The organism is Allorhizobium sp. GW101-3B10 (genome assembly GCF_059424725.1).
This window is the reverse complement of the sequence record NZ_JBWKZR010000001.1, coordinates 3089974-3103110: the sequence shown is the minus strand read 5'-3', so window position 1 is coordinate 3103110 and position 13137 is coordinate 3089974. Positions and strand designations below refer to the sequence as shown.

The 13137-nt window shown below is 65.3% G+C and carries 9 protein-coding genes and 1 pseudogene; 3 read left to right on the top strand and 7 right to left on the bottom strand.

The annotated features are described in order from the left end of the window. The first annotated feature begins 71 nt into the window (after positions 1-71). Complete coding sequence (locus AC07Y0_RS15475; protein ID WP_498678633.1) at positions 72-1670, top strand: GMC family oxidoreductase; 1599 nt, start codon at positions 72-74, stop codon at positions 1668-1670. 209 nt (positions 1671-1879) lie between these two features. Further along, positions 1880-2359 (top strand): gluconokinase, encoded by a 480-nt coding sequence (locus tag AC07Y0_RS15470; RefSeq protein ID WP_498680253.1) that lies wholly within the window; start codon positions 1880-1882, stop codon positions 2357-2359. Positions 2360-2777: 418 nt separating this feature from the next. On the opposite strand, the gene aguB is transcribed toward AC07Y0_RS15470, so the two are convergent. The 4 genes from aguB to AC07Y0_RS15450 form a co-directional block, all read right to left on the bottom strand. Further along, positions 2778-3650 carry an N-carbamoylputrescine amidase gene (gene aguB / locus AC07Y0_RS15465; protein WP_498678632.1) on the bottom strand — a complete coding sequence of 291 codons (873 nt, stop codon included), beginning with the start codon at positions 3648-3650 and terminating at the stop codon, positions 2778-2780. Positions 3651-3660: 10 nt separating this feature from the next. Then, positions 3661-4968 carry an NAD(P)/FAD-dependent oxidoreductase gene (locus AC07Y0_RS15460; protein WP_498678631.1) on the bottom strand — a complete coding sequence of 436 codons (1308 nt, stop codon included), beginning with the start codon at positions 4966-4968 and terminating at the stop codon, positions 3661-3663. A gap of 1 nt (position 4969) precedes the next feature. Next, a complete protein-coding gene (locus AC07Y0_RS15455; protein ID WP_498678630.1) occupies positions 4970-6328 on the bottom strand; it encodes a glutamine synthetase family protein in 1359 nt (452 codons plus the stop codon). 431 nt (positions 6329-6759) lie between these two features. Continuing rightward, the gene (locus AC07Y0_RS15450) at positions 6760-8013 is read right to left on the bottom strand and encodes an NAD(P)/FAD-dependent oxidoreductase (protein ID WP_498678629.1); all 1254 of its coding nucleotides are present in this window, start codon (positions 8011-8013) and stop codon (positions 6760-6762) included. Positions 8014-8383: 370 nt separating this feature from the next. Here AC07Y0_RS15450 and AC07Y0_RS15445 point away from each other — a divergent pair, with 370 nt between their 5' ends. Further along, positions 8384-8746, top strand: a complete 363-nt coding sequence (locus AC07Y0_RS15445) for a YbaN family protein (RefSeq protein WP_498678628.1) — start codon at positions 8384-8386, stop codon at positions 8744-8746. A gap of 21 nt (positions 8747-8767) precedes the next feature. Here AC07Y0_RS15445 and AC07Y0_RS15440 read toward each other — a convergent pair whose 3' ends face one another. The 3 genes and pseudogenes from AC07Y0_RS15440 to AC07Y0_RS15430 form a co-directional block, all read right to left on the bottom strand. Then, entirely contained in the window at positions 8768-10354 is a 1587-nt protein-coding gene (locus AC07Y0_RS15440; RefSeq protein WP_498678627.1) for an MBL fold metallo-hydrolase RNA specificity domain-containing protein, read from the bottom strand. 85 nt (positions 10355-10439) lie between these two features. After that, positions 10440-10675: pseudogene (locus AC07Y0_RS15435) on the bottom strand (IS3 family transposase); the annotation flags it as partial. A gap of 94 nt (positions 10676-10769) precedes the next feature. Further along, positions 10770-12845 carry a capsule polysaccharide biogenesis protein gene (locus tag AC07Y0_RS15430; protein WP_498678626.1) on the bottom strand — a complete coding sequence of 692 codons (2076 nt, stop codon included), beginning with the start codon at positions 12843-12845 and terminating at the stop codon, positions 10770-10772. Positions 12846-13137 lie beyond the last annotated feature (292 nt).

Here is a 13137-nt window from a genome sequence, read left to right as displayed (position 1 = left end):
AAAGCTGTCTGTCCGAAGGCGGAAGGGCGTTGAGGAACGCCCCGCTGGTGGCTTTGGGAGGGGTGCCTGACATGTTCGACTATGTGATCGCCGGCGGTGGTTCGGCAGGTTCCGTGCTGGCGGCGCGGCTGAGCGAGGATCCGGCCCTCAAGGTCTGCCTGATCGAGGCGGGCGGTAACGGCCGCGACCTGCTGCTGCGGGTGCCGTCGGGCGCGGCGGCCATCGTACCCGGGCGGCTGCGCTCGGCCAACTGGTGCTTCGAAACCGAGCCGCAGGCCGAACTCAACGGCCGGCGTGCCTATCAGCCGCGCGGCCGCGGACTCGGTGGCTCGAGCCTGATCAACGCCATGCTCTACGTGCGCGGCCATGCCTCGGATTACGACGACTGGGCGGCTCGGGGCTGCACGGGCTGGTCCTTCGCCGACATGCTACCCCATTTCCTGAAATCCGAGGACAATGAGCGCGGCGCGTCCGTACTGCATGGCGCGGGCGGTCCCCTGCAGGTCTCCAACGCCGACTGGGTCCGGCCGATCAACAAGGCCTTCCTCGAAGCGGGCGTATCGCGCGGCTTTCGCGCCAATGACGACTTCAACAGCGAGGACCAGGAGGGGCTCGGCCTCTACCAGGCGACGCAGTTCTGGAAGGGGCCGAAAAAGGGCGAGCGTTGCTCGGCCGCGGCCGCCTATCTGCACGATCACCTCGACCGGCCGAACCTCACCGTCATCACCGGCGCCCGGGCGAGCCGCATCCTCACGACCAAGGGCCGCGCCACCGGCGTCGCCTATCGCATCGGGCGGCGCGAGGAGACCGCGCTGGCCGCCCGCGAAGTGCTGGTCTCGAGCGGCGCGCTGCAATCGCCGCAGCTGCTCATGCTGTCGGGCATCGGCCCGGCCGACGAACTGCGGCGCCACGGCATTTCCGTCGTCGCCGACCGTCCGGAGGTCGGCGCCAATCTGCAGGATCATCTCGACTACACCAGCGTCTACCGTTCCGCCGACACCGACCTGCTGGGCATCGGCTTCACCGGCCTCAAGGCCATGGGCAAGGCGGCGGGCGAATGGAAGCGCGAAGGGACCGGCCTGCTGCGCTCGACCTTTGCCGAATCCGGCGCCTTCCTCAAGACCGATCCGGCGCTCGATCGTCCCGACATCCAGCTGCATTTCGTCGTCGCCATGGTCGACGACCACGCGCGGCGCATGCACATGGGCTACGGCTATTCCTGCCATGTCTGCCTGCTCAGGCCCCATTCGCGCGGCCGCGTCGGGTTGAAGAGCGCCGATCCGACGGCGGCGCCGCTGATCGATCCCGCCTATCTTTCCGACCGGCGCGACCTCGACGGCATGGTCGCCGGCACGCGGCTGATGCGCGACATCATGGAGGCCGGTCCGCTGGCGCGTTATCGCGGCCGCGAACTCTACCCGACCGGAAGCTCCGATGCCGAGCTGGAGGCCGCCATCCGGGAGCGGGCCGAAACCATCTATCATCCGGCCGGCACCTGCCGCATGGGCGGCGACGAGGCCTCCGTGGTCGATCCCCATCTCAAGGTGCGCGGGGTCGAGGGCCTGCGCGTCGTCGACGCCTCGGTCATGCCCACCCTGATCGGCGGCAACACCAATGCGCCGGTGATCGCCATGGCGGAAAAGATCGCGGCGGAGATCCGGGCCGGCTGAGGCATGGTTCCCACGGCCAAACCCGAGCCCGAGCCCAAGCCTGTGGGCTGCATTCGAACCTTCCCCGTACGCGTCGTGGATGGCCGGCTGTCGCGGGTTGAAATCACGGCACCGCCCGGTAAGGTCGCGACCAGACGGCATGGCGCCGTATCGGGGAGCACGCGCACTTGCAGGGAATTTCGACCAGCCGCCCGGCGGCGATCATCGTCATGGGGGTGAGCGGCTGCGGCAAGTCCTCGGTCGGCGCGCTGCTCGCCGAACGGCTGGGCCTCGCCTTCATCGAGGGCGACGCGCTGCATCCGGCGGCCAATGTCGAGAAGATGGCCAAGGGCACGCCGCTTTCCGATGACGACCGCTGGCCATGGCTCGACATCATCGGCGCGGAAATGGCCGGCTCGCTCACGCGCGGCGAGGGCATCGTCGTCTCCTGTTCGGCGCTGAAGAGGATCTACCGTGACCGCCTGCGTGCCGCGACCGGCGGCGCACTGGCCTTCGTCTATCTGCACGGCTCCCGCGACCTGCTCACCGAACGCATGGGCGCCCGCACCGGCCATTTCATGCCGCTCTCCCTGCTCGACAGCCAGCTCGCAACGCTCGAGGTTCCGACCGGCGAGCCGGGTGTGGTGACGGTCGATATCGATCAGAGCGTCGAGGGGATTGTCGCGGATGCGATGAAGGGGCTGGGGTAGGGAGGGGCTGCCCCTCACCCTGACCCTCTCCCCGCAAGCGGGGAGAGGGGATGGCCGCCGCGGTGCCCCTTGTTCCTTCTCCCCGTTTACGGGGAGAAGGTGCCGGCAGGCGGATGAGGGGCAATGCGCAAAAGCGCGAAAAGCCTCGTCGACAATGTGCTGGCGGGCTGCAGGACACGGAAGCCTGGGCTTCCGCTGCTTTCCCCCTCACCAACAAAATCTACGACTTAGCTGCGCTAAGATCGTGATTTTGTAACCTCTCCCACAAGGGGAGAGGCAGAGTGTCGTGCAAGGCGGCAGGTCTCCTCTCCCCTTGTGGGAGAGGATAGAAAATCGCGATCTTGGCCCGAAGGGCTCAAGTCGCAGATTTTCTTGGTGAGGGGGCTATCCCAAGGTGGGGCTCAGCTTGAAGCTCGCCCTAGACCCGCCCGTCCATCGTCAAGAGCGGCGTATAGAGCTCCGGCCGGCGGTCGCGGAAGAGGCCCCAGTTGCTGCGCTGGCGGGCAATGCCGTCGAGGTCGAAGGTGGCGGTGAGGACGGCTTCGCTCGCCCGGTCCGCCTCGGCGACTTTTTCGCCGGTCTGGTCGGCGATGAAGGAGGAGCCGTAGAAGGTGAGTTCCGTGCCCTTGCGGCCCGGCTCCGTGCCGATGCGGTTCGACGCGATCACCGGCATGATGTTCGCCGCCGCATGGCCCTGCATGACGCGCTGCCAGTGGGCGGCGCTGTCGATGGTCGGGTCCTGCGGTTCCGAGCCGATCGCGGTCGGATAGAACAGCAGCTCGGCGCCCTGGAGCGCCATGGCGCGGGCGGCTTCCGGGAACCACTGGTCCCAGCAGATGCCGACGCCGATGCGGGCGTGCTTCGTCTGCCAGACCCGAAAACCGGTATCGCCGGGCGAGAAATAGTATTTCTCGGTATAGCCGGGGCCGTCGGGGATGTGGCTCTTGCGGTAGAGGCCCAGCACCGTGCCGTCCGCATCGACGATCGCCACGCTGTTGAAGTAGGTCTGGCCGGCCTTCTCGAAGAAGCTCACCGGCAGAACGACGTTCAGCTCGGCGGCGAGCCCGGAAAAATGCGCGATCAGCGGATTGTTCGCGAAGGGCTTGGCCATGTCGAAGAATTCGCCGATCTGGTCCTGGCAGAAATAGGGGGCCTCGAACAGCTCCTGGATCAGCACGATCTGGGCGCCCTTAGCGGCCGCCTTGCGGATCAGGTTTTCGGCGCGGGCGATATTGCCGGGGATATCCCAGGTGCAGGCCATCTGGGTTGCAGCGACTGTGACTGTACGCATGGGGTTCTCCTTAGACGCCGAGCTTGTCGCGCATGCCGTACCACCAGGCGCCGAGCACGGTGAGCGGCACGCGGAAGGTCTTGCCGCCGGGGAAGGGCAGGGCGGTCAGCGACGACCAGACGTCGTAGCGGCCGGAATGGCCTGCGACCGCCTCACCGAGGATCTTGCCGAGCAGGTGCGTCGTGGTCACGCCATGGCCGCTGTCGCCATGCGAGAAATAGACGTTGTCGGCGAGCTTGCCCATGTGCGGAATGCGGGTGAGGGTGAGCGCAAAATTGCCGCTCCAGGCGAACTCGATCTTCGTATTCGCAAGCTGCGGGAAGGTTTTGAGCATGTTGGGCCGGATGACGCCGGTGAGGTTGGCCGGGTCCTGGCCGCCATAGCCGATGCCGCCGCCGTAGAGCAGCCGGTTGTCGGCTGTGCGGCGGTAGTAGTCGAGCACGTAATTGGCATCCTCGACGCAGTAATTGGCCGGCAGCAGCTCCTCGATCAGCTTGGCATCGAGCGGTTCGGTCGCCATGACCTGCGAGGAGACCGGCATCATCTTGTCGGTGATCTTCGGCAAGAGGTTGCCGAGATAGGCATTGCCGCAGACCAGCACGTATTTCGCCGTGACCCTGCCCCTGGCGGTGCGCACCACCGGATTGGCGCCCATGTCGACGCCGGTGACGCGCGACTGTTCGAAGATCTTGCCGCCGAGGCTCTCGACCGCCGCCGCCTCGCCGAGCACCAGGTTGAGCGGATGGATATGGCCGCCGAGCTTGTCGATCATGCCGCCGACATAACGGTCGGACTTCACATATTTGCCGACCTCGGCTTTGGAGACCATTTCGAGGCCGGTATGGCCGTGCGTCTCCCAATGGGCTTTCACATGCGCCATCTCGCGCACCTGCTTGTCGGTGAAGGCGGCGAAGAAGCCGCCGTCGACCAGGTCGCAGGCGATGTTGTACCTGGCGGCGCGTTCGCGGATGATCCGGCCGCCCTCGAGCGACATTTCGCCGAGGCGCTTTGCCCTCTCCGGTCCGTAGCGCCGGGCGATGGTTTCGAGGTCGCGGCTGTAGCCGTTGACGATCTGCCCGCCATTGCGGCCCGAGGCGCCGAAGCCGACGCGCTCGCCTTCGACGACGATCACCTTGTAGCCGTTTTCCGCCAGCTGCAGTGCGGCGGAAATGCCGGTGAAGCCCGCACCGACGATGCAGACATCGGCCGTGTGCTCGCCTTCGAGGCTCGGGCGCACCGTCTTGTCATTGGCCGAATGGGCATACCAGGAAGGGGCATGGCCGGGATTGGTCTCGGAAGTCCTGTTCTTGTCGCTCATGTCACACCGTCCTGATGTAGGCGTCGTATTCGACATCGGTCACGCGCAGCGCGAATTCCGCCAGTTCCTGATGTTTGCAGGCCGCATAGAGCCCGCGATATTGCGGCCCGAGCGCCGCATAGGCGAAGCTCGACTTGGCGAAACGCTGGATCGCGTAGTCCCAGTTGGTCGGCAGCGGCTCGTGGCTGATGGCGTGCTCGTCGCCGGAGATCGCCCCGCCGGGCGGGGTCTTTTCCTTCATGCCGGCGAGCGCCGCCGACAGGATCATGGCGATGACCAGATAGGGATTGGTGTCGGCGCCGGCGACGCGGTGCTCGATGCGCGTCGCGGGCTTGGAGGCGGTGATGACGCGCACGGCCGCCGAGCGGTTGTCGAAACCCCAGGATGCATAGGTCGGCGCATGTTCCGAAGGGGTCAGCCGGCGATAGGAGTTCTGGTGCGGGGCGAAGATCGCCATGCTCTCGCCCATGGCTTCGAGCAGCCCGCCGACCGAGTGCATGAGGCGGTCCGAAGGCGCGTCTTCGCCCACGTAAATATTCTTGCCGTCCTCGTCGAGCACGGAGAAATGCACATGCATGCCGCTGCCGGCCTGCATGCCGTAGGGCTTGGCCATGAAGGTGGCGTCGAGATCGTTGCAGCGGGCCACGCCCTTGACGATGCGCTTCAGCAGAACGGCATAGTCGGCGGCGGCGAGCGCATCCGGCACATGGTTCAGGTTGATCTCGTACTGTCCGGGGCCGTTCTCGCGCAGCGTCGTGTCGGCCGGCACGTTCTGGGCGCCGGCGGCGGTCGAGATGCCGTAGAACACCTCCTCGAAATCCTGCAGTTCGGAGATCGACAGGACCTGGGTCTGGCCGGTGTGCCAGCGTCCGTCGCGGGTGTTCGGCGGGCGGACCGGGTCGAGCGCCGAGCGGACCGGGTCGATCAGGTAGAATTCCAGTTCGGTCGCGACCACCGGGGTGAGCTTGAGCTTCTTGTAGCGCTCCAGCACGGCGGCGAGCACCTGGCGCGGATCGGCGTAGAAGCCTGACCCGTCCGGATTGCGCATCTCGAGCAGCACCTGCGCGGTCGGCCGCGACAGCCAGGTGACGCGCGACAGCGTGCCGGACACGGGAAAGCAGAGGCCGTCCGGATCGCCGGTGCCTTCGGCCAGACCGGCGGCGTTGACGTCGCGACCCCAGACGTCGAGCGCATAGACCGAGCGCGGGATCGCCATGCCCTTGGTCAGAACGTCCAGCGCCCGTTCGCGCGGGATCCACTTGCCGCGGGGAACGCCGTTGACGTCGATGACGAAGGCTTCCAGCACTTCGATGTCGGGATTTTCGGCAAAAAAGTTTCGTGCGTAACTATCAATGTCCATGAGGCACCGTAAGAAAGGAACAGGTCGATTTGATCTTGGGGGCGTGCAAACACGCGCGCGCAAAGGTGCACCGCTAACGGTGGGCCGACTTCGCGTTGTAGATCAGAAAGCGTACCATAACCTTGCCAGTGCCTGCGAACCCCTCGACCGGTGACGCATCGGGTGCATCGTTTTTTGTCCGGTCTGCCGCCTGCAGAGGCGGCGAAATTGGTCGATCGACCGAAAAAGACCTTAGCACCGAATTTCCGGCATTTCCAGCCTGTCGCAGCAGACAAAGTCGCATGGGCGCTTTCGACGCGGGCGGGAGGTGGTTTCGCGCGGTCCGGACGAGCGGCTCGGAGCAGGGATAAGCGGCCTCAAAAAGCAGCTGCCCCCGGTCTTTTCCAGACCGGGGGCATGGGTTTCGTCTTCGTGTCGGCCCCAGGCTAGCCTCAGGGGTTGAAGCGCTCTGGGCGGTAGGCCGAGATGTCGAGGAAGGGTTTTTCACCCGTCATCGCCTCGGCGAGCAGGCGCCCGGTGACCGGACCCAGGGTGAGGCCGTGATGCGCATGGCCGAAGGCGAGCCAGACGCCCTGGTGGCGCGGCGCCTTGCCGAGGATCGGCATCATGTCGGGCGTGCAGGGGCGCGCCCCCATCCACGGCTCGGCGTCGAGCCGCTCGGCGAGCGGGAAGATGGTGCGGGCGACGCGTTCGGCACGATCGAGCTGGACCGGCGATTTCGGCGCGTCGCGATAGGCGAATTCGGCGCCGGTGGTGAGCCGGATGCCCTTGTTCATCGGCGCGAGGAAATAGCCGCGCTCCTTGTCCATCAGCCAGTTGTTGAGCTTGGCTTTGCCGGCGGGGGCGTAGTGCATGTGATAGCCGCGCTTGACGCCGAGCAGGAACTTGTAGCCGAGCTTGCGGGTCACTTCCTCCGACCACGGGCCGAGCGCGACGACCACGTCCTTGCCCTCGACCAGTCCTTCGTCGGTCTTCACCTGCCAGCCCGCACCGCTGGCGCGCGGGGTCAGCGTCGTCGCATCGCCGGTGACGAAGCGGCCGCCGAGGCTTTCGAAATATTTGAGGTAGGCCGCGGTCAGCCCGTGCGGGTCGAGCACCGACCAGGGGTCGTTCCACTTCAGGCCGCCGACGAAATCGCGGCTGAGATGCGGCTCGGCCTTGGCGAGGTCCGCCTTGTCGAGACGGGTATAGCTGATGCCGTATTCGCGCACGAGACGGTCGGCCTCGGCGAATTCGGTGTCGCGCGCCGCATTGCTGCGGAAGGCCTCGACCCAGCCGTCCTTGCGGATGAGGTGTCCCGCGCCGGCCGCTTCGATCAGGTCCCGGTGTTCGTTGATCGAGTTCTCGATCAGCGGCGCATAGGCACGCGCGATCGCCTCGTGACGCGACTTGTTCGAATTCCACCAGTAGCGCGACAGGAACGGCACCAGCTTCAGCATCGCCTGGATATGGTAGTGGGCGTCGATGCGGTTGTTGAGGCCGTAGCGCAGGATCAGACCAAGATCCTGCGGGAAACCGTAGGGCACGACGCCCTCGCGCTGGATCAGGCCGGCATTGCCGAAGGAGGTTTCCTCGCCGGCGGTGCGGCGATCGACCAGCACCACCGACCTTCCACGCCGCGCCAGGTGAATGGCAGTGGAAACGCCGATGATGCCGGCGCCGAGCACGATGGTATCTGCAGTCATGGTCCTTGAATTCCGTCTGGATGAAGAAACCCGGACCATGCAATCGTGCCCCTTGTTGTGCAAACGAAAAATTGCCGCAATCGGCGATTTTCGACCCGCGTTGCAGAAATGTGAGAAGGCGGATCACCATATTTGCAGGGCGATTGGCCGCCGCTGCGGCTTGCGGCTGCGGCGAATCGGACGCATGCTACCTAGGCGCGTCATGCGTGTCGCAGTCGGTGGAGATGTGCCGTCGCCATGGCGAAGTCGGATCGCCGCATCTTGCCGCGGTTCTGCCGCGCTGCGGTGCATTATGATCCGAATGCCTGTATCAGGCGTAGGACAAACAAGCGGCACCCGGGCCGCATTCCGGGGATGATGGAGAGAAGCAATGCGCGTCCTGTTGCTGGCGGGCGGTTGGCTGATGGTCGGGATCGGACTGGTCGGCGTCTTTCTGCCGGTGCTGCCGACGACGCCCTTCATGATCCTCGCCGCCGCGCTGTTCGCCCGATCCTCGCCGCGCTTCGAGCAATGGCTGCTCGACCATCCGCGCTATGGCCAGCCGCTCATCGACTGGCGCCGGCAGGGCGCGATCTCGCGCAATGCCAAGATCGCCTCGGTTTCGCTGATGTCGGCCAGCTATGTCATCGTCTGGTTCGCCGGGCCGCCGCAATTGTGGTTGAAGCTCTTGGTCGGGGCAATCCTCGTTGCCTGCGCCGTTTTCGTCCTGACCCGGCCGATACCGAGCAACTGAGGCGTCGGACGGAGCTATCTCCTACTCGCCGAGCGCACGCCGCAACCGCCGGATGATGACGGCTCGCGCCTTGTCGTCGCCCGCCTTCGCCAGTTCCTCCTGCAGGTCGAGCACCAGCGATTGCAGGTCGTTGTGCCAGTCCTTGTGGCCGGGGCGGGCCGGATCGATGCGCGGCGGCCTGGTTTCGGAGATGTCGATGGCTCCGCCGGCGGTGAGTTCGAAGGCGCCGTCGATGCGCGGCACGACGATGCGCTCGGGCGGCAGGAAGCCGGCCAGACGCTGGCTGAAGGCGGCAAGCGCGCCTTCTTCGCCATGGACGAGGAAGGTCCCCGCGCGGATCGGCTGGCGGTTCTTCACCCATTCGGTCAGCTCGCGGCCGTCGGCATGGCCGCTGTAGATGTCGAGTTCGCGGATGCGCGCCCGCACGGTGATCTCGTCGCCCTGGATGCGCACGGTGGAGGCGCCGTCCTGGAGAATCCGCCCGAGCGTGCCGGTCGCCTGGTAACCGACCAGAAGGACGGTTCCCTCCTCGCGCCACAGCCAGTTCTTCAGCCGGTGGCGAATGCGACCGGCCTCGCACATGCCCGACGCCGCGATGACGATGTGGAAGCCGCGCATGTTGTCGATCGCCTTCGACTGCTCGACCGTCTCGGTGAAGCGGACATTGTGCGCTTCCATCGCCTCGGCCAGCAGCTTGCCGTTTTCCAGTTCACGGGCGTGGCGGCGGAAGATCTCGCTGGCGCGGGTGGCCAGCGGCGAATCGATCAGGATCGGGCAGGTCTCGATCGCGCCGCTGCGCATCAGCTGGACGAGGTCGGCCAGCAGTTCCTGGGTGCGCTCGACGGCAAAGGACGGGATGAGCAGCGCGCCGTTCGGATTGGCTGCCATGCGCACTTCCGCTTCCAGCGCATGGCGCCTGGCCCGCTCGTCGACGATCTCGCGATCGGTGTCGCCATAGGTGCTCTCGCAGATCACATAGTCGAAGTCCTGCGGTGCCTCCGGATCATATTGGAGGAGTTTGTGGCTCGGGCCGATATCGCCGGAGAACATCAGCCGCAGCACCTTCTCGCGCGTTTCGATCTCCATTTCGACCGAGGCCGAGCCGAGCAGGTGGCCGGCATTCCAGAAGCGGAAGCGCAGGCCCGGCACCGCCTGCTGCCAGCTCTTGAACGGCACCGTGCGCATCATCGTCACCGCACGGGCGGCATCCGCCGCATCGTAGATCGGTTCGACGGTGTCGCGGCCGCGGCGCTGGTTGCGGCGGTTGAGCTGGTCGACTTCGCTTTCCTGGATATGCGCCGAATCCGGCAGCATCACCGAACACAGGTCGACGGTTCCCCGCGTGGCGAAGATCGGCCCGTCGAAACCGGCCTTGGCGAGCTTGGGCAACAGCCCGGAATGGTCGATATGCGCATGGGTCAGAATGACCGCATCAATGTCCGAAGCGATGAAGGGAAACTCCCGGTAGTTCAGTTCCTTCTCGCTTTTCGAGCCCTGGAACATGCCGCAATCGACCAGCACCTTCGCAGAGCCGAGATCGACGAGAAAACACGACCCCGTCACCGTACCGGCGGCGCCATGGAAACGGAGGACGGGATGGCTGGTCATGGGGCTGGTCCTGAACTGTCTGAGGCGGTCGGTATGCGAGGCGTTTTGAACCGCGCCGCGTTTGCCGGAGGCTGGTTGGACTAAGCTACGCGGCCATGGCTGGTTCGTCCAGCATGGCGTAGTACTGCTCCTCGGCTTCGGCTGGCGGGATGTTGCTGTTGGGCTTGAGGAGTCGTCGATGGTTGAACCAGTCGACCCATTTCGGTGTGGCAAATTCAACTACTGCGACGCTGCGCCGGGTCCGCGCCGATGAATGACCTCGGCCTTGTACAGACCGTTGATCGTTTCGGCGAGAGCGCTGTCGTAAGAGTCGCCGACGCTAACGAAACATTCTGATAACAGTTCAATGCGAGTTTTGAATCTTCCGTATATCCGGTAGTTCGTGAATTGACCCGGTCAAGTCCGAGGCGAACGCCTAGCGCGAGATCCACGGCGCTGTGACCAGGCGAAACTTGCGGAGTTTCCGTACAAGGAATTCACCAACCTTGCCGCGTTGCGTGTCCAAAATGGGGCGGGACTCCATTATCCTGTGAAGCGTTGCTTCGCAGGACGCGTAGGTCTTCAGGTCCCAGTCCCAATAGAGGGGATATTTCATCAGGGTTCCCGCAACAAGTTCGTCGAGCGTCAGTTGGCGTCCACGCCGTGCGAAGGCATCTGCTTCGGCGATGTCGTCGGTCAGGCCCCAACCGGCATAGAACGGCACGCCATAGACGACGACGCGCTTGTCGCGCAAGAGCGCGTCATATCCGGTCAGCGACGTCATCGTATGCACGACGTCGCAGGCCTCGATGCAGCCGATCACCGAGCGCACGGTTTCCACATGGTCCGCATAGGCTTCCAGCCGGCTCGGCGGGATATGCCCGGCGCGATTTCCGGACACAACGTCCGGATGTGGTTTGTAGACGATATAGGCATCGGGATGGGCGGCGCGCGCGGCGGCCAGAAGATCGGCATTGGTCCTGATGCCCGGACAGCCGTAACGGATCGAGGCGTCGTCCTCGACCTGTCCCGGAACGAGTACCACCTGGCGCGTGCCGCGTCCCCAATCCGGCCTGTCGGGAGCCCCGACATTGTCCTTGGTGATGCCTTTGTCGACGATCAGCCGTCTCAGCTTTGCAGCAAGCGCCAATTCGTCCGGCGTGAAGGCCGTGGTGTCCAGGATGTGTTCCAGATCGGAGGGGCGACCCGGATCGAAATAGATGCCGCGCGAATCAAGCACGATCGAATACGGCTTGATGAAATCGGAGCCGAGGCCGACCGAACGGATGAAGCCGTCCTCCATGTGCAGGATCTGTGCGCCGGTCTCGGCCGCGAGCGCTTCGAGGCCGGCGGGAAGGTCGCGGCCCCACACGACGAGGCAGTCCCCGGTGCGCGGACCGCATGCCCTTGCCGCCGCGACGTCGCCGACGAAGTGAACGCGCTCCGGGTGAACGGACAAGAGGGGCCGTAGCGTCGCCGCCTTCCAGCGCCGCAGGCCGAGGCAGATCATCCGCCCGGAAAAGCGCGCCGCCATGCGTTTCTGCAGGACGAGCCAGTCGATCACGTCGAAGATGGAGCCGCGCGTTCGGCGGACGGGATCGAGGTATGTGGTGTAGTGGAAATAGGCGGCGGCAAACAGCTCGTCGACGGTGCGCCGGCGCGTGCGGCGCGGACAGGGCTGCCGGTCGTCGGTCGCTCCCCATCCGGAATACCACGGCAGTCCGAACACCGACACCGGCTTTCCCGCCAGGAGTGCCTCGAAGCCCATCGTCGAGGTCACCGCATAGACGCGGTCCATCTTCTCGATGAGGCTGAGCGGATTGATCGCGTCGCGCAGCAGCACGGTGCGCTCGTCGTCCTGAATGTGGCTGAGATAGCCGCGCTTCTGGCCGGCGGTCACCTCCGGATGGGTCTTGACGTAGACCGTCGCATCGGGATTTTCGCAGCGTGCGGCGGCGAGCATCTCTTCGAACGTCAAGGCTGTGGCTCCGCCCATGGCCACGCTGTTGTCCCCCGCCGTCTGGTCGATGACCAGGACACGACGGACATCGCCCGGGCGCAAGACTCTCTCGTCGAGGTCCGGGGCATGGTTGTACTTGCTCAGCCGATGCTCGAGGATCAGGCGCCGCGCTCTTTCAACGTCCGTTTCCAGACCGGCGAGCAGGTCGGTCTCCGAATTCAGCAGGCTTTCCAGCGCCGACGGCCGGCGGCTGTCATAGTAGATGCCTTCGCTGTCGCGCACGATCGCGAGCGGCGGGTGGTTCTTGCCGGCAAAATAGGAGCGCAGAAAGCCGTCTTCGAGGAAGATCGCCGGGATAGCCAGGCGGGCGGCGAGCTCGGCCGCGCGCTGGCCGCTCGGCTTCGTCCCCCAGCCGGCGACCGCAACCAGATCGTCCTTTGACGACCGCGGCGAGATACGGCAGGTCCTGGCGCCGACAAACACGTCGATGAAGGGAATGTTCGCTATGCCGCCGGAGGTGACGCCGATCTTGCCTGTCGCGGACGAATTCATGATCTGCGTTCCACATCCCAATTGCGGCAAGCGCCGCTGCAGGCATCCCGAACATTGCCAGAACCGGAGCCATTTCTCGGACGACCACATAATACCTCGGAACCTGTGCGGCAAGCGGAAGGGTAGGCGAACCGGGAGAATGTGATGGCTGCCGCCGGCGGCAAGCGACGGGCGAGGAGATACGCGCGCTCCGCGCGCCGCCTGCAGGAGCCCTGCACCATCTGCCCCATGGTTGTTCCGCTAAAGGCCATCCTCCGTTAACGGCAGATTAGCAAGTCCAAATGAAAGTGGG